This window comes from Myxococcus sp. NMCA1 (assembly GCF_026810205.1).
In the GTDB taxonomy this organism is placed as follows: domain Bacteria; phylum Myxococcota; class Myxococcia; order Myxococcales; family Myxococcaceae; genus Myxococcus; species Myxococcus xanthus_A.
Map to the genome: position 1 here is coordinate 6,579,697 of NZ_CP113950.1, position 20,305 is coordinate 6,600,001.

Sequence of the window (20,305 nt, forward strand, 5' to 3'; positions counted from 1 at the left end):
CGCCTCACCCTGGCAATTTGCGATGTCTTCCGTGCGAGCGAGAACAACGTCGAGTGCGTCTCTGTTCAGCTCAACTGCGCTATGGTCCTGCGCCTTTGATCCAAACGGGTAAGGACGAATGCATTTCGAGTTGGCCTTCGTACTGATTTTCGCCATCGCGACCGCCGTGGCCATCGCCGCGCGGTACTTCAAAATCCCCTATACGGTTGCCCTGGTCGTCGCGGGTCTGCTGTTGGGTACGTTCAAGGCGTTCGAGCCGCCGCACCTCACGAAGGAGCTGCTCTTCGCCATCATCCTTCCAGGTCTGCTCTTCGAAGCGGCCTTCCACGTCGAGTTCCGCAAGTTCTGGAAGAACAAGATGGCCATCCACGCCCTGGCCATTCCAGGGCTCCTGGCCTCCGCGGGGCTCACGGCCTTCATCCTCACGCGCGTGGTGGATGGGTTGGACTTCGTCCATGGCTTCGGGATGCTGTCCGCGCTGGTGTTCGCGTCCGTCATCGTGTCCACGGACCCCATCGCCGTGGTGGCGCTCTTCAAGTCGCTGGGCGCGCCCAAGCGGCTGCTCATCCTGGTGGAGGGAGAGAGCCTGCTGAACGACGGTTCCGCCGTCGTGCTCTTCACGCTCATCGTCGCGGTCGCCACGGGTGGCCAGTTCACGGTGGGCGGCGCCATGTTCGACTTCATCAAGGTCTTCGGCATGGGCGTGCTGATGGGCAGCGCGGTGGGCTTCGCCGTCGCGCAGGTCATCAAGCGCGTGGACGACGCCATGGTGGAAATCACCCTCACGGTCATCGCGGCGTACGGCTCGTTCGTGCTCGCCGAGCACTTCCACTACTCGGGCGTCATCGCGTCGGTGGTGGCCGGCATGCTGTGCGGCAACTGGGCCACGCACGAGGGCATGAGCCCCGCCACCCGCATCGCGGTGGAGAGCTTCTGGGAGTACCTGGCGTTCGCGCTCAACTCCGTGGTGTTCCTCCTCATCGGCCTGGAGGTGCAGCTCTCCTCGCTGCTGGCCTCGTGGAAGCCCATCCTCGCCGCCTATGTGGCGGTGATGGTGGCCCGCGCCGTGGTCGTCTACGGCGTGTCCGCGCTGCTCCGCTTCACCAAGGAGAAGATTCCGTGGACCTGGAGCGCGGTGCTCACCTGGAGCGGCCTGCGTGGCGCCATCTCCATGGTGCTGGTGCTCGGTCTTCCCACGGACTTCCCGCACCGCGAACTGCTGGTGAACATGACGTTCGGCGTGGTGGTCCTCTCCATCATCTTCCAGGGCCTCACCATGGCGCCGCTGCTGCGCAAGCTGCGCATCACCGGCCTCAAGGACGCGTTCCAGGAGCAGTACGAGCTGGCCCGCGGCCGCCTGGGCGCCATCCACGCAGCGCTGGCCGCGCTGGAGAGCATGCGCCGCGCCCGGGAGATTCCGGGGGATGTGGTGACGCAACTGGAGAAGGACTACCAGGAGAAGGAAGTCGTCGCGGAGAAGGAGCTGACGGCGCTGAAGCAGCAGTCGATGCGCTTCCACGAGGAGGAGCACCAGGAAGCAGTCCGCCGCGTGCTCATCGTGGAGAAGGCGGCGCTGCTCAAGGCCTACCAGTCCGCCACCATTGGCAAGGAGGCCTTCGCACGGCTGACTGCGGATCTGGATGAGCGCATCGCCGCCGCGGACGCCGCGGAGAACCACGTGCCCACAGAGGGTGAGCCTCCGGCCGCGGCCGGCGCTGTGAGCGCCTGATTCACCCGGGCACGGCACATCCGCCTGATGACAGTCAGGCGGGTTTGCCGTGCCTGCCGCGTCCAGGACTCCTAGACTCTCGTGGGTGAAACCACGAAAGCAGACGTTCCCGCGGCGACTTCGCAGAGTGCTCGTCGCCACTGATTTCTCGGAGGCGAGCACCCACGCGCTGGGCAGGGCAGGACACCTGCCACTCGCGGACGGCGCGAAGGTGCTGGTGACGCACGTCCTCCCCAGCCGCATGCCCGCGGAGGTGGGCACCCGAGCGCTCCATGCCACCGCGCGCGAGCTGGAGCGGATCGCCGAACGGCTGCGCAAGGCGCTGCGTGCCGCGGGCAACTCCGCCACCGTCGAGACGCACATCGCGCGAGGCAAGCCCGTGGAGGCCATCCTGCGCCGGGCCCGGGCCTTTGGCGCGGAGCTCATCGTCCTGGGCCGGCATGGCGACAAGCCGCTGCGCAACATGTTCCTGGGCTCCACGGCGGAGAACGTCATCCGCGGTGGAGACCTGCCCGTGCTCATCGCCAACCGGAGGGCTCCCGGGCCCTACCTCCGGCCTGTCGTGGCCGTGGACGCGGACGAGACGTCCAAGCGCGCGGCGAGCTTCGTTCCCACGCTGATGACGCCCGGCTCCGAGCTGACGCTGGTGCACGCCTATGACGTGCCGCTGGAGTACGCAGTGTTCCCCGGCCTGACGACGAAGGAGCACAAGCACTACCGGCAGACGTTCAAGGCGTCCGCGGAGCGCAAGCTCAAGGCGTTGCAACGGGAGCTCGACGCGATTGAGGTCCCGTACCACCTGGTGATGGAGAACGGCGGCTCGCGCTCCATCGTCCTCGAGTTCGTGGACGACCAGGGCGCGGACCTGCTGGCGCTGGGCACCCGGGCGCGCTCCGGTGTGGCGTTCGCGTTGCTCGGCAGCGTCGCGACGGACCTCATCCGTGAGGCGAAGTGCGACGTGCTCATCGTCCGCGAGGCCGAGCCCGGCGAGTAGCGTAAAGGCCCCCGCTCGTGTGGGCTCAGGCCTCGGGGGCCTTGCCTGCCTGGGTGTCGGTGGCGGGTGATGCCCCTGCCTCTTCCGCCGCGACGGGCTCCGCGCCACCGGAGGTCTGCGCCTGCGATGCAGCAGCGTTCGCGTCGCTGGCTGGCGCCTGAGCCGGCACAGAAGCAACCGTCGCCGAGATGGCCGCGGCCGTGAGCGCGTCTCCAGCCACAGCAGTGGACTGGGCTTCCCGCTGCTCCAGCCGCGCCCCGCCCTGCTCCGCCGCGCGGAGGAACTCGTCGTATTCGGACTTGCGCTCCTCTGCCTTGGCCTGGGTTTTCACCGACTGCTGTGCCGCGGCGTCCCGGCCCATCATCACCGCACGCGCGCTGAGCACGACGCCTCCGGCAAACGCCGCCATGCTGAACAGCGAGCCGATGTCTCCGGCCCACAGCCCGTACACCCCGCTCTGGATGAAGGCCATCGCGTTCAGGAAGGCCGCGCCCGTGAGCGCCGCACCGCCCGCCGTGGTCCATGGACGCAGCTCCATCACCCGCGCGGCGCCGTAGCACAGCACCGGCAGCACCCCGAGCACCCACAGGTTCTCCAGCAGCACCGCCAGCGCCACCCGCAGCATGCCCACGGGCACTGCCTGGATGCGCACGCTCAGCCGAAGCGTCAGCGCCACGCTCAGAAGCGACCCCGCGATGAGCGCGATGAACCCCAGTCCCATGATGAACTGGAAGCGACGGACACGGACGCGCAGCGGTTCTAGGACACTCGTCTTGGAGCTCACAGGCAGGCAGCCTACTCCACTTCAGCCCTCATCCTCTTCCGCGTCCGCCGTCCCCCCCGGCGTACGGGCAGGCGGGCCGTCCCCGTAGAAGACCTCCTCCAGCACCAGCCCCTGGGCCGGCGCGGTGGGCCCGGCGCGCTTGCGGTCCTTGGAGGCCAGCACCTCCGCCACCCAGGACTCGGGCCGCCGTCCCTTCCCCACCTCCACCAGCGTCCCCGCCAGGTTGCGCACCATGTGCTTCAGGAACGCGGTGCCCTCGACCACGAAGGACACGGCGTCCCCCGACGTGCCTTCCACCGCCAGGCTCCGAATCTCGCGCACCGCATGCTTCGCCTGGCAGTCCGCGGCCCTGAAGGCGGAGAAGTCATGCCGCCCCAGCAGGTGCGCGGCCGCCTGCCGCATGGCCTCCACGTCCAACGGAGCGAAGACTTCCCAGTGCGTCATCCGCCGCAGGGGCGAGCGCGTGCGCCGGTTGCTCACGCGATACCGGTAGCGCTTGCCCCGGGACCATCGGCGCGGGTCGAAATCCTCGGCCACCTCCACCGCGTCCACCACGGCTACGTCGGAGGGCAGCAGGCCATTGAGTCCCATGACGTAGGCCTTCATCGGCAACACCCGGGGCGCGTCGAAACAGGCCACCTGCCCGGAGGCATGGACGCCCGCATCCGTGCGCCCCGCCGACGCCACCGACACCCGCGCCCCCAGCAGCCGCTCCAGTCCCGATTCCAACACCGACTGGATGGAGGGCCCGTTCGGCTGCACCTGCCAGCCCACGTAGCGCGTTCCTTCGTATTCGAGCGTCAGCTTCAGCCGGGGCATGGGTCAGCGGTACTTGAGCCAGGACTCGAGCAGCTCGGCCACCATGCGGCCCGCGGGCACGTTGTTGCGGCGGGCCACCGCATCCAGCGCTTCCGAGACGGCGGGACTCAGCGGCACGGCCAGGGTGCGCGGCTCGGTGCGGTCATCCCGAGCCGGGGGCTCCGGCTCCGGAGCGGGCACGGCCTTCGCGGTGTCGAGCGCGGCCGCCACATCCGACAGCTCCAGTGCCTCCTCCGACGTGGGCGCGGCCGCGGCGCGCACGGCCAGGCGGCGCTGCTCGGCGGCCAGCTCTTCCTCGAAGAGCTGCTTGATGAAGTTGGACAGGTGCAGCGCCGTGGGCGTGAAGTCGTACGCGTCCAGGAAGGCGTCCAGGTCCTTCTGCATCTGCGCGGCCGTCTGGTAGCGCTTGTCCCGGTCGCGCTCCAGCGCTCGCATCAGGATGATCTCCAGGCGCTCCGGCAGGTCCTCGCGGAAGTACGACGGCGCGTAGATCTTCCCGTCCGTGATGCTGCGCATCACCGCGGCCTCGGACTCGCCGGTGAAGAGCTTGAAGCCGGTGAGCCACTCGTAGAGCACCACGCCCAGGGAGAAGACGTCGCTGCGGCAGTCGAGCGGCTTGCCCAGACACTGCTCCGGGCTCATGTAGCTGAGCTTGCCTTTGATTTCGCCGTTGCGCGTCTGCTCCATCTGGTTGGCGGCCTTGGCGATGCCGAAATCCAGAATCTTCACCGAGCCGTCGAAGGCGACGACGATGTTCTCCGGTGACACGTCCCGGTGGACGATGTTGAGCGGGTTGCCGTACAGGTCCACCTTGGTGTGCGCGTGGTGCAGGCCCGCGCAGACGCACGAGGCAATCTTCACCGCGTACACCAGCGGGAAGGGAATCCCCAGCGCCTCCGCCTTGGGGACGACGCGGCGCATGTCCCGCCCGGACACGTAGTCCATGGCGATGAAGTAGCTGTCCGCAATCTTTCCCAGGTCGTGAATCTGCACGACGTTGGGATGGTTGAGCTGCGAGGCGAGCCGGGCCTCGTTGAGGAACATCTTCACGAAGGCCGCGTGCTTGGACAGATGCGGGCGGATGCGTTTGATGACGACGGGGGACTCGCGGCCGTCATCCTGCTGCTGATGCGCGAGGAAGATTTCGGCCATGCCCCCCACGGCGATGCGGTCGATGAGGCGGTACTTTCCAAAGCGGCCGGTGTCGCGCTGCGGGGCGGCGGGAGGCATGGCCCAGCGAGCCTACCTGTGCCGAGCCGCGGAGTGGCAACAAACTTGGGTGAGGCTCGACAGGCTTCTATTCGAAGCTGCAAGCCTCTCGGGCCTCATCCCAGGCCGCATCCGAATGAGCGTAGCAGCTTGCGAGTGAGCGGGCCGAGGGCTCACCTCCCCGGCCGCTGGTACTACCGGACCTGCACCCGGTGCACCTTCAGCGCGGGTTCCTCTCCGGGCGGCGGTGGGAAATCCAACGCGGACGGCCCCAGCGAGCCCAGCGACTTCCCCTGGCGTCCCGCCTGAGTCACCCCTTCGAGCACCATGGCCTCGAAGCGGCGGGCAGGCAGTCCCGCGTGGTTGCAGCACGCCACCAGTTGGCCTCCCGGGCTCACGACACGCGCGGCGGCCTCGGCCAGCCGGGCATAGTCGCGCGCCGCGGAGAACCGGCCGCTGCGCGTCGTCGAGAACGACGGCGGGTCTGAGATGACGATGTCGAAGGACTCGCCCTTCTTCGCCAGGCGCTTGAGCCAATCGAACACGTCGCCGGCCACATAGTCATACCGGTCCACCGTCTGGCCATTGAGGCGCGCGTTCTCCTCGCCCCACTCCAGCACGCGCCGGCTCGCATCCAGGTTGAGCGCCCGCTTCGCGCCGCCCGCCATGGCCACGACGCCAAAGGCACAGGTGTACGAGAAGAGGTTGAGCACGGTGAGGCCCCGCGCCTGCGACAGCAGCCACGCCCGCGTGTCCCGCATGTCCAGGTACAACCCCACCGACAGCCCTTGCGCCGGACGGATGAGGAACGCCAAGCCGTTTTCGAGCGCGGTGAAGGACTCCACCGCTTCGCCCCGGGCGGGTGCCTCGGGCGCGAGCGACTCCTTCGCCACGTTGGCCAGGACACGCGCCTCCCGCGGCCGGCGCTTGAGGTAGAGGCTTCGAGGCGCCCAGGCGGACATGGCCGCGTCGAGCAGCGTCTCCTCCTCGGCCGGCGTGAAGTCCCGATACAGGCTGATGACGTACACGTCGCCAAACACGTCCGCCGTCACATCCGGCACGCCGTCCGCTTCGGCATTCACCACGCGCCAGGCTGTGGTCCGCGCGTCTCCAAGCAGCGACCCGCGCCGGCCGCGCGAGGCGCGCAGCGTCTCCACCAGGGAAGAAGGCAATGCGCTCATGCCGCCGCTCAACTGCCCAGACGCGCGCGCGTCCAGACACGCTCCAGCGCCTGGGTCGCCGCGCGGGAAAGCGCCACATAGTCGAGCCCCAGCAACTGGCCCTCCCGCACGCAGACCCGGCCGTTGACGATGGTCCACCCCACCGGTGAATGCGCCAGCTGCCCGAGCAGATAGGGCGAGTAGCCCGTCTCCGGGTCCGCGGTGGGCACGACGTCATAGACGACGAGGTCCGCGATGCACCCCTCCTCCACGTTCCCGGAGGGCAGGCCAAACAGCCGCGTACACAGCTCCGCCGGGCCATTGACGAGCAGGTGCGCCAGCGCGCCATCCACGTCGGGCATCCTTCCGGAACGGGAGATGCGCAGCACGCCCACCAGCGCGGCGAGCAGCTCGTCCTGGAGGCTGCCATGGCCCCCCGTGCCGAGCCCCAGCAAGTGGACTCGCGACAGCACCGCGTCCATGGGGTCCGCGCCACGCTCCAGCGCGCGCACGCCCCGGGCCGCCAGCGCCACGAAGGCCCCGCTCTGCTCCAGCAACTCCGCCTCCGCGCTGTCCAGCACGCGCGCATAGCCCGCGATGGCACGCGGCCCCAGCAGCCCCAGCGCATCCAGCCGCGGGACCACGCGTTTGCCGTGCTGCGAGTAGGTGGAAGAGAGGTCGTCCTCGCTCTCCGCGAGGTGGAAGACGGTGGGCGCGTCCAGCACCCGGCTCAGCTCCGCGATGCGGCGCAGCAGCGCGTCGTCACAGGTGAACGACGCATGGAAGCCAAGCGCGCCCCGGACCAGTGGGTGGTCCCGATACGCGCGGGTGAAGTCCGCGTTGGCGTCCAGCCACGTCTGCGCCTGCGCCGCGCCGTCCAGCCCGTGGGTGGAGTGGCTCGTCACCAGCCGCAAGCCCACCGCCTCCGCGGCGCGAGCCTGGGCGGCGAGCCCTCCGGCCACGTCCTGACAGGACAGGTGCTCCACCGCCAGGGTGACGCCGTGGCGCAGGGCCCGGGCCGCCGCGTAGCGGGTGAGTGCCTCCACGTCCTCGTTCGTGAGCAGCCGCGCCACGTGCCGGAGCCGGTCCAGGCGCTCGCGGGGCGGAAGCATCAGGAAGTGCCCCGTGGGCGGCAGCAGCTGGCCGTTGACGAGGTGCGTGTGGCAGTCCACCAGTCCCGGCGCCACCAGCCGGCCGTGACAGGCGACTTCCCAGTCCCCGGGCAGCACGGGCACCTGGGCGTCCGGAGCCACGCGGCGGATGGTGTTGCCTTCCACCACCACGGCCATGCCATGGCGGACGCGACCGTCCGCCCTGAACACGGCACAGTTTTTCAGAAGCAGGCGGCCTTCCATGAAAGCCCTGTTCTAACACGGGCCCGGCGCGGCGCGAGGGGCGCCGCCGCCAGCGAGCATGTTAGGGTCCGTACGGTATGACGCCGCTGAGCCCCGCCGTGAACTCCCCGTCTCCCGTGACGGCCCCCTCCCCGCGAGGGGCGCTGGCCTTCCGGGGCTTGTGGCTCTTCTCACCGCGGGCAGATGCCCTCATCGTCGCCCTGCCCCTGGCCCTGGCCCTGTGCACGGCGGCCGCCAACGTCTGGCTGGCCCCGGGCGCCGCGGAAGGCGCGCACCGTCTGTCGGCCTGGACGGCGCAGAACCTGCTCGGCAACGCCACCCACGTCATCCTCACGTTCCTGCTCTTCGCGGTGCACCGGGACGTGCTGACGTCCGCCCCGGGTCAACCCCGGCAGGTGCTGGCGGGCTCGCTGGGCATGCTCGCGGTGGGCACGGTGCTCTTCTTCACCTTCTACGCGGAGCGCACGGCGCACACGTATGGCGTGGCGGTGATTTTCAACGTCTTCGGCACGCACCACACCCTGTCCCAGCACCGGGGAATCTGGTCACTCCACGGGCTGCGCGCGGGCAAGGCCGGCCTGCCCGGCGCGTCGGCGCTGGAGCGCAAGCTGCAACAGATGTACGTCCCGCTGCTGCTCACGCTGCTGCTGGTGCGCATCTTCTTCGTGCCGGAGGCTCCCGGGCCCGATGCGCCGGCGTACCTCGACATTGGCCAGGGCGCGGTGCTCCCGCACGGCGCGCTGGGGGTGCTGCTGGCGGTGTGGCTGGGCTACTTCATGCTGCTGTTCCGCACGGTGCTGCGCGCGGAGGCCGTCAGCGGGCCCAAGGTGCTCTACCTCCTGGCCATGGCGACGGCGACCGGGCTGGTGCTGGTGGCGCCCACCTGGGGCTACGTCATGCTGCCCGGCATGCACGGCCTGGAGTACTACATGCTCACCGCGCGGATGCTGGAACCCCGCGAAGGTGACACGCCCCGGCTGCCGAGGAAGTTCATCGTCCCGGCCATGATTGCGTCCATGCTGCCCCTGCTGGCGCTGGGCGCGGTGCACGGCCTGCTCCAGCAGGGCGTGGTGCGCGGCGCGCTGGGCAGCAACATGGGCGTGGCGGAGACGCACCCCCTGCTGCGCGCCATGACGTCCCTGGGCTTCGCGGTGGTGCTGGCGCACTACTTCGCGGACGCCCTCATCTACCGCTTCCGGATTCCCTCCATCCGCGCGGTGATGTTGAAGCGGCTGGGCTTCAGCTAGCCGCAAGGAGCATCGGAGGCCCCCTGCCGCTCCGCGTTGGCCGCGAAGGCGTCCCGCAGGAACAACGACAGGCCAGGGCGCACCTTGTCGATGTTCTCCGTGAAGCGCGTGTCCGCCACGTACATCTCCCCCAGGCCCCGGTGCATGGCGGGAGGGCACGCGTAGAACCACTTGCCCAGGTATTGGCGGTGCGCCTCGGCCAGGTCCATGGCAGCGGCCGACGCGGCCCGGGTGTCCGCCGCGAGCAGGTCCGCCAACGCCTGGAAGAGGGCATCCCCCTCCTCCTTGATGCGCTTCCAGTCCTCCTTCTTGTAGCGCGCCGTCCTCCGCGCGGACTCCTTGTAGGCCTCCGTGTTCCCCCAGCGCTGCTTCGCTTCCTCCTCGTACTTCGAGGGGTCGAAGTCGCCAAAGGCCTCGAACATCGCTTCCTTGTCCACGTGCGTCCCCTTCTCCAGCGCGTCCAGCGCTGCGTCCACGGCGTGCATCAGCGCGTCCAGACGGGCGGCCCGCTCCGTCAGGAGCTGCCGCTGCATCCGCAGCGCGGTGCGCAGGTCGAAGGTGGGGTCGCCCAGGATGCGGCGGATGTCCTCCAGCGGGAAGCCCAGCTCCTTGAAGAAGAGCACCTGCTGGAGCTTCTGGAGGTCCGCCTGTGAATAGAGCCGGTAGCCGGCCTCGCTGCGGTCCGAAGGACACAACAGGCCCAGCTCGTCGTAGTGGTGCAACGCGCGGATGCTGATTTTCGCCAGCCGGGCGACCTGGCTCACCGTCAGGGCCATCTCCACCTCTTGAAGAGGAGGTGTAGGGCCTCACGTCGCGTGAGGGTCAAGCCCCTGGGCGGGGGTGCTGCCACTTCCGGCCGGGCACCGGGCTGACGACTCAGCCCTCGACCTCGGCCGCCCGAGAGGAGCCACCCGCACGAGGCAGGTATGGCTCCCCCCGGAAGGACGCGGCTCAGTACGCGTTGTTCTGGCCGAACGTCTTGATGGTCTTCTTCTCCAGCTGGCGCTGACGCTCGGTGGCCTCGGACTCAACGGAGGCGTTACCGGCCAGCGCGTCGGCGGAGGCGCCGAACAGCTTGCGGATGTTGTCGCCGAACAGGGTCACCACGCCGATGGCGGCGATCGCGATGAGGGCGACGATGATGATGTACTCAGTCATGCCCTGGCCACGAGCCTTGCGGAGCTGCTGCTTCTTCGAGATCGCCTTCATGGAACTCTCCGGGGATTGCAGTGGTGGAAAAGACACCCTGCTGCTTGGGTGATTCGCACCCTAGGGCAGATCCCACTTCCACCTCCATCGGTCATCGGGAGGATGCCAGGAATTCTCAGTGATTCCGGGCAATTGGCCCGATTTGGATGATCCAAGGCCCCATTTCAGGGGCTCCCAGGGGCGGCGACGGGCGTTTGGGCGGAGCCTTCGCAGCTCGAACGAGGCAGCGCCTCGCAGAGTGAGCGCAGCGCCCGGGCCAGATGTTCGTCGTCCGGGTGCCGGGCCGCAACCTCGCGCCCCATGGACACGGTGTCGTGCAGGGCACCTACAGGCGTCCACATGGTGCGCGAAGCCCAGGTCTGGGCCGTCACCAGCCGCAGGTAGGCCGTCACCAGGGCGGGCTCGCGTCCGCCCCGCGCCACCTCGGGCTCCAGGAGCGAGGCGGCCAGCGTCAAATCCTGCTGAGCCAGCGCCGCCTTGCCCAGGGCCAGGGCGGACTCGGGGCTGTCGGGGGCCAGCCGCCGCCACTGCGCGGCCGCGCCGCGCACCATGGGGTCATTGGGCGCATGGTAGCGCTCGATGTTCCGGTACAGCCCGGCGGCCTGCTCCGCGGTGGGCGGGTGCTGCTGGACGTAGTCGTGCAGGAAGAGGCGGTCCGCCCCTTCGGGCGCGCGCCGCTCGTCCCTCACGCGCACGTCCAGATTCGACACGAAGAAGGCGATGGGCGACGCGTACTCCAGCAGGTTGTGGTCATCCGTGTTGATGGGTCCCTCACCGGCGAACTCGAGCTGGCCGGCCTCGCTGTGCACCTGCTTGGACAGCAGCGCGAACACGTCGTTGATGCCCACGCGGGACAAGTCCTTCCGCACCTCCGGATGCCCCATGCGCTCGGCCAGGCGCGCCGCATCGAAGGCCAGGGGCTTGCGGCTGGCCACCATCACCAGGTCATGCGGCCCCAGCCACGTGGTGGCGTGCGGAAAGGTGTCGCGCAGGGTGCGAACCACCAGCTTGATGAGGTCCTCGTTGCTCTCGTAGGTGTGGATCCACTGCACCAGCACGCCGTCGTCCGCCAGGTGCCGGTCCACCGTCTGGAAGAAGTCCCGCGTGAAGAGGCCGGACACGCCGGACACCCACGGGTTGGACGGCACGCTCACCACCAGGTCGTACTTGCGCGGCGACAGCGCCATGAACGTCTTGGCGTCATCCACGTGCACGTGGGTGCGCGGGTCGTCCACCGCGTTGCGGTTGTCCGCCTTGAACAGGCGCGCCGCGTCGATGACGGCGGGCGCGATCTCCACCATGTCCAGGTGCTCCACGGGGTGCACCAGCACGCTGCCCGCGGTAATGGCCGCGCCGGCGCCCACCAGCAGCACCGACTTGGGCTCGCGCGGGTGCAACAGGGCGCCCAGGTGGCCGGCCACCACCTGCGTCTCCACGTCGCTCCCGTTGGACGCGTCCACCTTCCCGTTGAGCTTCATGAACCGCAGGTTGTCCACGGGAGCGTCCGCCACCATCACCGTGGCGAAGGTGTCGTCCTGGTAGAAGATGGGGCGGATGATGGCCTCCGTGTCCGCCACCAGCTTCGCGTAGCTCTCCGGCGGCTTCTCGTGGGAGCGGATGGAGGCGATGCCCGACAACCGCACCGCCCAGCCGCTCATCCCGCCCAGCACCACCAGCGCCAGCACCGCCGTGGCGGCCACCGGCCACAAGGCACGCGCCGGCTGCGCGGGACGGCCGGGAGCCGCGTGGAAGGCCAGCCCCGCGCCGAGCAGATTGGCCGCCACGCCCGCGATGAAGTTGCCCTCCATGCCCCACCACGGCATCAGCACCAGCACGCCCAGCGCCGAACCCGTAATCGTGCCCACCGTGTTCCACAAGTAGACGCCGCCCAGTTGGCGCCCCACCTCGGACACCTTGGCCGTGGCCACGCGCGCCGCCGCCGGGAAGGCCGCGCCCATGAAGAAGGTGGGCACCAGCAGCACGAGGCAGCAGAAGCCGAAGGTCAGCACCTGGAACAGCGGCCAGGTATCCAGCGAGCGCGTCATCATCCACTGCGCCTTGCGGAACAGGTGCGGCAGCCGGACGTAGAGCGGCAGCGCCACGCAGATGCTGGCCACCAGCGCGACCTGAAGCCGGCCGAACAGGCGCAGCGAGTCCACCTGTCCCTTGCGCGTCATCAGCCAGAAGCTGCCCAGGCCAATGCCCATGATGAACGCGGTGAGGATGAGCGTGAAGGCGTAGGTGGACGCGCCCAGGACGATGGACAGCAGGCGGATCCACGTCACCTGGTACAGCATGGACGTGAAGCCCGACAGCAGCACGCCGATGAGCGCTGCCCTCACCGCGATGCGCGGATAGGACACCTCCGCGTCGCCCGCTTCCGCGGGAGGCGTCTGTCCCGGCACCAGCGCGGGCGGGAAGCGCCGGGCCAGCCCCAGCGAGGCCAGCGCCACCAGGATGTTGAGCCCCGCGGCCAGCCCCGCCGAGGAGGACAGGCCGATGGCGGGCACCAGCTTCGTCCCGGCGATGAACACACCCACCGCCGCGCCCAGGCTGTTGACGGCGTAGAGCCGCGCCAGCTCGTAGCGCACCCCCGACAGGCTGGAGGCGAAGTGCCGCACCAGCGCCGGCAGCGTGCCGCCCATCAGCAGCGTGGGAATCAGCAGCGACGCGGAGGAGACCAGCAGCCGGGGCCCCAGTCGCCAGCCATCCGGCACGGACGGGGCCACGTTCAGCCATAGCGCCCCCAGCACATCGAGCACATAGGGGAAGGCCAGCGCGTACAGGCCCACGCCCAGCTCCAGCAGACCGTAAAGGGCCAGGGGGTTCTTTGCCCGGTCGGCTGTCCGCCCGAAGACAAATGCCCCCAGCGCTTGCCCTCCCATGAACGTGGCGAGCACCACGGCATGCGCCTGGCCGCTGTTCCCCAGGACATTCCCGAGATACTTGGACCAGACGAGTTCGTAGACAAGCGCAGTGCCCCCGGACAGGAAGAGGAGGCAGGCCACAAGGTTCTTAGGAAAACGCGCCGTAGATGACATGGGGACAGCGCGGAACCTTAGTCGGTATGTTTCAGGCCCATCAAATGAACACCCATCTCCTGCAAGCCGCGATGCTCGCCTGGACTCCAAGCCTGCGGGTGACACGCGCCGAAGGCGACCTCTCCAGCATCCTGCGCCGCCCCGCCGGGGCCCTGTTGGAGCAGCCGCTCCACGAGGTCCTCGGCGTGTCGCCCAAGCGCGCCCGTGAGCTGGACGCCCGCGCCCGCGAGGACCGCCGCGCCGTGGAGTTCGTCTCCGCCAACCTCGGCGGCGAGGACGCGTGCCCCCTCCGCCTGTCCCTGGGACTGGACGGCGGCGAGGCCTGTGCCACCGTGTTGGATCTCAATGCCGTGCTGGACGGCGCCCCCCCGGTGCAGATTTCACGGCTGTCCTCCTCGCTCAGCCACGAGATTCGCAACCCCCTCTCCTCGGTGAAGATGGCGGTGCAGACGCTGGCCCGGAACACAGGCCTCAATGACCGGGACAAGCGGCGGCTCACCATCGCCAACCGGGAGATTCGCACCATGGAGCGAATGCTCTGGCTCCTCTCCGAATACGGCCGCGACACCACCCCGAAGATGGACGCCCATCCGCTGCGCGGCGTGGTGCAGGAGGCCACGGAGATGGTGGCCCCCGAGCTGGCCGAGCGGCGCGTGGAGGTCCGCGTGGACGAGGAGCCCGACCTGCCCCGCGTCCGGGTGGACCCGACGCGGCTGCGGCCCGTGCTGGCCCAGGTGCTGCTCAACGTCGCCATGGGCCAGACGGAGGGCAGCCCGGTGGAGGTGGCCCTGCGCCGGGGTGGCCCCCACCAGGTGATGATGGTGCTCCATGACCCCGCCGCCGCCCTGCCGCCCGAGGAGAACGGTTCGCTCTTCGAGCCCTTCGGCTCCCGGCTGGCCCGGGGCGCCGGTCTGTCCCTGGCCGCCCTGCGCCGGGTGATGATGGGCGTGGGGGGAGACGTGGCCGCCCGGGGCAGCGCCGAGCCGGGCGTGGTGCTGACGCTGACGTTCGCCACCTGAGAGCGCCATGGAGACCCTTCTCATCGTCGACGACGACGTCTCGCTCCTCGAAACGCTGAAGATGCACTTCGAGGAGATCGAGCAGGACGGCCAGCCCCGCTACCAGGTGGCCACCGCCACCAGCGCCGCGGCAGGACTGCGCGCCGCCCAGGAGGCCATGCCCAGCGTGGTCATCCTCGACATGATGCTCCCGGACCGCACGGGCCTGGAAATCATCGAGGAGATGAAGGGCCTGTGCGGGGACGCGCGCATCATCCTGGTCACCGCGTACCACGACATGGAGACCACCATCCGGGCCATGAAGGCCGGGGCCTTCGACTACATCCACAAGCCCTTCCCGGACCCGGCCGCCCTGGACCTGGTGGTGGAGCGCGCACTGGAATACCGCCAGCTGTCGCGCCGCGCGGACGAGGTCCACCGGGAGAACGCCGCCGCCCGCCTGGGCGACATCGTGGGCACCAGCCCGCTGATGCAGCAGTTGGTGAAGGAGATTGGAAAGGTCACCGGCAGCCACGCCACCGTGCTGATCACGGGCGAGAGCGGCACCGGCAAGGAGCTCATCGCCCGCGTCATCCACAACTACTCCTACGACGAGCCCCGGCCCTTCATCGGCATCAACTGTTCGGCCATCGTCGACACGCTGCTGGAGAGCGAGCTCTTCGGTCACGAGAAGGGCGCCTTCACCGGCGCCACGGCGGGCAAGCCGGGCAAGTTCGAGCTGGCCGAGGACGGCACGGTGTTCCTGGACGAAATTGGCGACATGTCGCTGATGCTCCAGGCCAAGCTCCTGCGCGTGCTGCAGGAGCGCGAGTTCGAGCGCGTGGGCGGCGTCAAACGCATCAAGCTGCGCGCCCGCGTCATCGCCGCCACCCACCGGGCCCTGGTGGAGGAAGTAGAGGCCGGCCGCTTCCGCGAGGACCTCTACCAACGCCTCAAGGTCATCACCCTCCAGATTCCCCCGCTGCGCGAGCGGCGCGAGGACATTGCCCCGCTGGTGAAGCACCTGCTCGAGCGCATCAACGAGAAGGTCCACAAGCGCGTCACCCGCGTGCCCGGCGAGGTCATGGAGCGCCTCACCCGCCTGCCCTGGCGTGGCAACGTGCGTGAGTTGGAGAACGTGCTCACCCGCGCCGTGGTGCTGGCCCCCGGTGACGTCCTGCGCGGTGACGACCTGCCCGCCCTGGAGTCACCCCTCCCCGCGCCGGAACCGGGCCGGGCCACCTCTGCCCACACCGCCAGCGCCATGTTCGCCGCGCCGGCCGAGGACGACGCCAGCCTGATTCCCACTTTGGAAGAGGCCGAGCGCCAACTCATCGCCCGTGCGATGACCGTCACCAAGGGGCACAAGGGTCGCACCTGCCAGATCCTTGGAATCAGCCGGCCCACCCTGGAGCGCAAGCTCCAGAAGTACGGTCTTGCACAGGGCCAGAGCACTCAAGTGCACACCTTCCCTGTGAAGGATGCGTCGTGAGCACTCTTGGACAGTGTCGCTGCTCCGACACTCCTCCCCCCGGTTTGAACGTTTCGTTCAAATTGATCAGACTGTTTGAACGTTCTGTTTCAGGTTTTGGACACAGAACGGGGTCTGGTGCGGGCCTGTAGCGCTAAGTACCCGGCATTTCAGGAGGTGTTGTCCCGGCGGCATTTCAATTCCCGCTGGCATGAACCTTGGAGAAGGGAAGTCCCGTTCGCCGCTGAAGCAGACGGCCCGACTTCCCTACGCTTCCTTCCCAGGAGTAATGCCATGCACGGATTCAACCGCCCCCTCGGCCCCATCGGTTCCAACGTCGTGGCGCCGCTGCAGACGACCAGCTCCGGGATGATGGTCACCGCCAACAAGCTGGTGCCCGGCCAGGAAGCCATCGACTTCAAGGGCTACTTCAAGGTCGAGTCCTTCCCGCACAACTCGACCATCTACCGCCCCGGTGACAACACCGACCGCGTCTACCTGCTGAAGTCCGGCCGCGTGCGCCTGATGCGCATCGGCAAGAACAGCACCCGCTCCGTGGTGTCCATCCTCCGCCCGGGCGACCTCTTCGGCGAGCTGTTCCGCCCCGAGGGCACGCCGATTGAAGAGATGGCCATCGCCGCCGGTGAGGCCGAGGTCTGGAGCATCGAGGGCCGCGACTTCCGCGCCCAGTTGGAGGCCCGTCCGGCCCTGGCGGTGGACGTGGTCCGCGCCTACGCCGAGCGCGTGCGTGCCCTGCGCAAGCGCGTGCTGGGCCTGACGTTCAAGGAGGTTCCGGCCCGCCTGGCGGACACCCTGCTCACCCTGGTTGAAGCGCACGGCGAGCGCTGCCCGCACGGCGGCGAGACGGACCTGCGCGGCATCACCCAGCAGGACCTCGCGGACCTCGTGGGCGCCTCCCGCTCCTTCGTGTCCACGCTCATCAACGAGATGAAGCGCGAGGGTGTGCTCGGCAACGTCGGCCGCATCCTCTGCGTGCGTGACCAGAAGGCCCTGCGGAAGATCGCCGGCAAGGAGAAGTAGTCCGCGCGCCCGCGGCGAACGGGAAGCAGGACACCAGACGGGCCTGACCATGCGCATGCCGCGTGGCCGGGCCCGTGGTGTTTCCAGCGAACGGTGCCCTCCCGAGTGACCGCCCAGGACCTCCACGTCCTGGAGTCCTCGCTGGGCGCATTGCTTCCCCAGGCCTACCTCGACTTCATCTCCCAGCACGGCCTGTTCTCCGTGGTGGATTGGCGGGGACATGAGCGCGCCCGGATGTTGAGCCCCACCGAGTTGCTGAAGGCGCTCCAGTGGTCCAAGGAGACCATCGAGGAGGGCTGCTTCGGCGACAACGAGGACGAGCTGGAAGCCGCCATCCTCGAGATGAAGATCCGCGAGCGGATCATCCCCTTCCAGTACATCGCAGCCACGAACGTGAGCGACTACTACTACTTCGACACGGGGATGCGTCGCGACACCGGGCGGCTCATCTTCCCGGCGCGCCACGACGACTTCGACTTGTCGACGTGGCTGCTGGACGGAGAGCCCGACGTCTCCGGCTGCACCTTCGATTTCGACGAGCACCTGCGCTGGGTCCTCCGGGAGGGCCTGGAGGAGAAGGACTGGGGCCGCTGACCTCAGACGCGGCGGCGCAGCTCCTCCACTTCGGCGCGCAGCAGCCAATCGTCCGGGAAGTCCGAGGCCGCCGCGGCAATCTGGCTCAACCGCTCCGGCTTCACGGCGTGCGTCTCCCGCATCTTCCGGACCTCGCGGTAGAGCGCGGCCAGCGCTGGGTGCAGCGCCAGGGCCTTGCGTGAGCGGGCCTTCTCCTCGCCATCCCCTTCCGAGAAGGCGCTCAGCTCGCCGTACCAGCGGTCCCACGTCGCCGGGTCCGAAGGCCCACCCGCCACCGAGGGCAGGTGCGTGCTGACGAAGAGCTTCGCCACCGCGGGCAGCGCCAGCTCGCGCCCCGCCAACCGGCCGCGCAGCGCCAGCACCTGGCCACCGTCCGTGGCGAAGCCCTCCAGCTCCAGCCCACTCTCCAGCGACAGCTTGAAGGGCCCGCGCTCCGGCAACGTCCCCGCGCCGAACGCCACCAGCGCCGGCCCGCTCCACGGCTTGTCGTCCAGGGAGCGCCCGCCGCGCGAGGCCATGATGGGCCCCTCCATGCAAACGAGCGCGGTGCCTAGACCTGGCGCCACCTCGCGCGGCGCGGCCAGCATCTCCAGCACCCGGCCCGTCACCTCGCGGCCGTCCGCCAGCACCAGGTGATTGACGGTCCGCGCGCGCAGCGCCTCCGTCAGGCCGAAGTCGCCGCCTCGCTTCCACGACAGCGAGGACTCGAACTCCGCCAGCACCTCGAACAGGTGCTCGAAGTCCCGCGCCACGAAGAGCTGCGGCTGCATGCGGGTGATGTCGTAGTCCATGTCCGCGCAGGCCACGCTCAGCGGCAGCTTCTTCACCGCCGGCGTCAGGCAGTGCTGCGCCTCGCCGATGCTGGACAACAGCCCCGCGCCGTAGATGCGCGGCGACTCCACGCTCCCGATGAGGCCGTACTCCGCCGTCCACCAGTAGAGGCGGCTCGCTCGAGTGCTCTCGCTGACGTAGCGACGGCTCGCGCTGGCGGCATCCAGCCGGGCCTGCGCGTGCGCCGCTTCCTCCTCGCTGGCGTCCGGGTCCTCCTTCACCACCGACAGGTTGCGGATGGCCTCGAAGACGGCCTGGTCCTCCACGCTGGCAATGGCCTTGAAGCCCACCAGCCCGCATGCCTTGAGGTACTCCGCGTAGCGGCGGTTGGCGATGATGGGCGCGTGCCCGGCACTCTCATGGACGATGTCCGGTGCCGGCGTGTACTCGATGTGCTCGTGGGTGCGGATGTCCGCGGCAATCGCCAGGACGCCCAGCGCCTGGAGCTCCGTGAAGACGGCGGGGGGAATGAAGCCACGCACCCCCACACAGGCCCACCCCAGACGAGCGAGCTTCTCGTTCATCTCATCCAGGCTGGGGATGCACTCCGAACCAATGCCCGTGGCCTCCAGGCCCTCCAGGTAGACGGGGTGCGCCTTGTCCGCCAGGTGGCCCCGCAAGGAGCCCAGGATGTTCCGCCAGACGGCCTGGTCCCGCGACGTATACGCCGCGTAGTCCTGGCCCACCACGTAGCGACGCAGATGAGCAGGCAGGCGGGCAATCGTCCGTTCCGTGGGAGTCATCATCATTCACCTCAGGCGGAATCTTCTATTCTTTGAAGATATCCCTTCTTAGGGCGAACGGAAATCCGACAGAAATCGACGTCTTCGTCGTTTTAACGTCGAACTAACCTGGCTGGCGGCGAAGTCCGTCCAGTACCAAACGGGCACCGGGGCTGAGCGCTCCGGAGGGCCACAAGGCCACCACCTCCACGGCCTGGGGCTCCTCTTCCAAGAGGGGCCACGCATGGAGGTCCGGTGGAAACGGGTGCATGGGGCGCAGGTCCGGAGTGATGGCGCAGGCGCGGAACGCGCGCAGCAGCTCGTAGAGGAGAAGGAAGCTCTCCGCGCGCCCCACTTCATCCACCGTCACGCCGTGGGCGGCGAAGCGAGCGCTGTTGGCGCCGCCGTAGGGGTCATCACGCAGCCAGTCCACGAAGCGCTGCCCCTCCAGGTCCTTCACGCGCAGCGACTTCCGGGACGCGGCCTGTCGCGCGAGCACGTTGTCCGGCCCGGCGAGCACCACGAAGGGCATGCGCAGCAGTGACTCCGACTCCACGCCTTCGTGGGTAGGCAGGGGCGTGAAGTCGAGCGCCAGGTCGAGCTGCCGCGTCTGCACCTGGCGCGTCAGTTCGTGGGGCCCTCCGAAGCTGAGCACCAGCTTGAGGTCCGCGGCGGCGGCGTCCCTCGCCACGGCGCCCACCAGGGACAAGGACAGCGTCGGGTTGAGGCCCAGCCGCACCACGGGCTCGGCGCTGGCCAGGTCGCGCAGCCGCTTCATGTCCAGTTGATGCAGCGGCGTCTGGGTGCCCGCGAAGAGCCGCTCCCCCCGGGCGGTGAGCTGCAGGCGACGGCCGGGCCCGCGCTCCAACAACGGCGCACCATCCGCCAGCGCCAGCTCCAGCGCGCGAACGTGCTCGCTCACCACCGAGCGCGCCACGCCCAGGTGCTCCGCGGCGGCCTCGATGCTGCCCGCCTCCACGGCGGCGGCGAAGGACTCCAACCAGACGAGGTGCCGAACGAGCTTGCGCGGAGGCATGAGCAGCATCCTTGCACGCCGCCATCAGCGGGGACGCGCCGCCGGACTTCATTGATGCTTGCGAA

Annotated in this window: 17 protein-coding genes; 7 read left to right on the forward strand and 10 right to left on the reverse strand. The window is 69.1% G+C overall.

Annotated features, from left to right (window positions below):
• Positions 1-118 precede the first annotated feature (118 nt).
• Together OZ403_RS26980 and OZ403_RS26985 are read left to right on the forward strand one after the other, a co-directional pair.
• Complete coding sequence (locus OZ403_RS26980; RefSeq protein WP_140799430.1) at positions 119-1,729, forward strand: Na+/H+ antiporter; 1,611 nt, start codon at positions 119-121, stop codon at positions 1,727-1,729.
• 127 nt (positions 1,730-1,856) lie between these two features.
• A complete protein-coding gene (locus OZ403_RS26985) occupies positions 1,857-2,723 on the forward strand; it encodes a universal stress protein (protein WP_268782127.1) in 867 nt (288 codons plus the stop codon).
• Between the two features lie 25 nt (positions 2,724-2,748).
• Here the strand turns inward: OZ403_RS26985 and OZ403_RS26990 are convergent, their stop codons facing one another.
• The 5 genes from OZ403_RS26990 to OZ403_RS27010 form a co-directional block, all read right to left on the reverse strand.
• A complete protein-coding gene (locus OZ403_RS26990; protein WP_140799432.1) occupies positions 2,749-3,507 on the reverse strand; it encodes a hypothetical protein in 759 nt (252 codons plus the stop codon).
• Positions 3,508-3,528: 21 nt separating this feature from the next.
• Positions 3,529-4,326 carry a tRNA pseudouridine(38-40) synthase TruA gene (truA, locus tag OZ403_RS26995; protein WP_140794252.1) on the reverse strand — a complete coding sequence of 266 codons (798 nt, stop codon included), beginning with the start codon at positions 4,324-4,326 and terminating at the stop codon, positions 3,529-3,531.
• A 3-nt stretch (positions 4,327-4,329) separates the two neighbouring features.
• Entirely contained in the window at positions 4,330-5,556 is a 1,227-nt protein-coding gene (locus tag OZ403_RS27000) for a serine/threonine protein kinase (protein WP_140794253.1), read from the reverse strand.
• 173 nt (positions 5,557-5,729) lie between these two features.
• On the reverse strand, positions 5,730-6,716 hold the full coding sequence (locus tag OZ403_RS27005) for a class I SAM-dependent rRNA methyltransferase (protein WP_268782128.1): 987 nt from the start codon (positions 6,714-6,716) through the stop codon (positions 5,730-5,732).
• Positions 6,717-6,724: 8 nt separating this feature from the next.
• Positions 6,725-8,050, reverse strand: a complete 1,326-nt coding sequence (locus OZ403_RS27010; protein ID WP_140794255.1) for an amidohydrolase family protein — start codon at positions 8,048-8,050, stop codon at positions 6,725-6,727.
• A 98-nt stretch (positions 8,051-8,148) separates the two neighbouring features.
• On the opposite strand from OZ403_RS27010, the gene OZ403_RS27015 reads away from it, so the two are divergent.
• On the forward strand, positions 8,149-9,297 hold the full coding sequence (locus OZ403_RS27015; protein WP_237079833.1) for a hypothetical protein: 1,149 nt from the start codon (positions 8,149-8,151) through the stop codon (positions 9,295-9,297).
• On the opposite strand, the gene OZ403_RS27020 is transcribed toward OZ403_RS27015, so the two are convergent.
• The 3 genes from OZ403_RS27020 to OZ403_RS27030 form a co-directional block, all read right to left on the reverse strand.
• Positions 9,294-10,073, reverse strand: coding sequence for a MerR family transcriptional regulator (locus OZ403_RS27020; RefSeq protein ID WP_268782129.1), 780 nt, complete (start codon positions 10,071-10,073; stop codon positions 9,294-9,296). The genes OZ403_RS27015 and OZ403_RS27020 overlap by 4 nt on opposite strands.
• Positions 10,074-10,248: 175 nt before the next feature.
• Complete coding sequence (locus OZ403_RS27025; RefSeq protein ID WP_174258898.1) at positions 10,249-10,506, reverse strand: hypothetical protein; 258 nt, start codon at positions 10,504-10,506, stop codon at positions 10,249-10,251.
• Between the two features lie 164 nt (positions 10,507-10,670).
• Positions 10,671-13,547 (reverse strand): fused MFS/spermidine synthase, encoded by a 2,877-nt coding sequence (locus OZ403_RS27030; RefSeq protein WP_140876501.1) that lies wholly within the window; start codon positions 13,545-13,547, stop codon positions 10,671-10,673.
• Positions 13,548-13,591: 44 nt separating this feature from the next.
• On the opposite strand from OZ403_RS27030, the gene OZ403_RS27035 reads away from it, so the two are divergent.
• The 4 genes from OZ403_RS27035 to OZ403_RS27050 all read left to right on the forward strand — a co-directional run bounded on the left by OZ403_RS27035 (position 13,592) and on the right by OZ403_RS27050 (position 17,651).
• On the forward strand, positions 13,592-14,566 hold the full coding sequence (locus OZ403_RS27035) for a sensor histidine kinase (protein ID WP_328285466.1): 975 nt from the start codon (positions 13,592-13,594) through the stop codon (positions 14,564-14,566).
• Positions 14,567-14,573: 7 nt separating this feature from the next.
• Positions 14,574-16,037: a sigma-54-dependent transcriptional regulator gene (locus OZ403_RS27040; RefSeq protein WP_140794261.1), complete on the forward strand. Its 1,464-nt coding sequence runs from the start codon at positions 14,574-14,576 to the stop codon at positions 16,035-16,037.
• A gap of 273 nt (positions 16,038-16,310) precedes the next feature.
• Positions 16,311-17,057: a Crp/Fnr family transcriptional regulator MrpC gene (mrpC, locus tag OZ403_RS27045; RefSeq protein ID WP_002634092.1), complete on the forward strand. Its 747-nt coding sequence runs from the start codon at positions 16,311-16,313 to the stop codon at positions 17,055-17,057.
• Positions 17,058-17,150: 93 nt separating this feature from the next.
• Positions 17,151-17,651, forward strand: coding sequence for an SMI1/KNR4 family protein (locus tag OZ403_RS27050; protein WP_237077438.1), 501 nt, complete (start codon positions 17,151-17,153; stop codon positions 17,649-17,651).
• Positions 17,652-17,653: 2 nt separating this feature from the next.
• On the opposite strand, the gene OZ403_RS27055 is transcribed toward OZ403_RS27050, so the two are convergent.
• Both OZ403_RS27055 and OZ403_RS27060 read right to left on the reverse strand, forming a co-directional pair.
• A complete protein-coding gene (locus tag OZ403_RS27055) occupies positions 17,654-19,225 on the reverse strand; it encodes an aromatic amino acid hydroxylase (protein ID WP_140796600.1) in 1,572 nt (523 codons plus the stop codon).
• A 103-nt stretch (positions 19,226-19,328) separates the two neighbouring features.
• Positions 19,329-20,240 carry a LysR family transcriptional regulator gene (locus OZ403_RS27060; protein ID WP_442929626.1) on the reverse strand — a complete coding sequence of 304 codons (912 nt, stop codon included), beginning with the start codon at positions 20,238-20,240 and terminating at the stop codon, positions 19,329-19,331.
• Positions 20,241-20,305 lie beyond the last annotated feature (65 nt).

Coding starts and splice junctions, on each gene's coding strand:
- OZ403_RS27010 (WP_140794255.1), bottom strand. CDS start 8,050: ATGGAAGGCCGCCTGCTTCTGAAAAACTGTGCCGTGTTCAGGGCGGAC.
- OZ403_RS27000 (WP_140794253.1), bottom strand. CDS start 5,556: ATGCCTCCCGCCGCCCCGCAGCGCGACACCGGCCGCTTTGGAAAGTAC.
- OZ403_RS27040 (WP_140794261.1), top strand. CDS start 14,574: ATGGAGACCCTTCTCATCGTCGACGACGACGTCTCGCTCCTCGAAACG.
- mrpC (WP_002634092.1), top strand. CDS start 16,311: ATGCACGGATTCAACCGCCCCCTCGGCCCCATCGGTTCCAACGTCGTG.
- OZ403_RS27020 (WP_268782129.1), bottom strand. CDS start 10,073: ATGGCCCTGACGGTGAGCCAGGTCGCCCGGCTGGCGAAAATCAGCATC.
- OZ403_RS27035 (WP_328285466.1), top strand. CDS start 13,592: ATGAACACCCATCTCCTGCAAGCCGCGATGCTCGCCTGGACTCCAAGC.
- OZ403_RS26980 (WP_140799430.1), top strand. CDS start 119: ATGCATTTCGAGTTGGCCTTCGTACTGATTTTCGCCATCGCGACCGCC.
- OZ403_RS27030 (WP_140876501.1), bottom strand. CDS start 13,547: ATGTCATCTACGGCGCGTTTTCCTAAGAACCTTGTGGCCTGCCTCCTC.
- truA (WP_140794252.1), bottom strand. CDS start 4,326: ATGCCCCGGCTGAAGCTGACGCTCGAATACGAAGGAACGCGCTACGTG.
- OZ403_RS27055 (WP_140796600.1), bottom strand. CDS start 19,225: ATGACTCCCACGGAACGGACGATTGCCCGCCTGCCTGCTCATCTGCGT.
- OZ403_RS27025 (WP_174258898.1), bottom strand. CDS start 10,506: ATGAAGGCGATCTCGAAGAAGCAGCAGCTCCGCAAGGCTCGTGGCCAG.
- OZ403_RS27005 (WP_268782128.1), bottom strand. CDS start 6,716: ATGAGCGCATTGCCTTCTTCCCTGGTGGAGACGCTGCGCGCCTCGCGC.
- OZ403_RS27060 (WP_442929626.1), bottom strand. CDS start 20,240: ATGCCTCCGCGCAAGCTCGTTCGGCACCTCGTCTGGTTGGAGTCCTTC.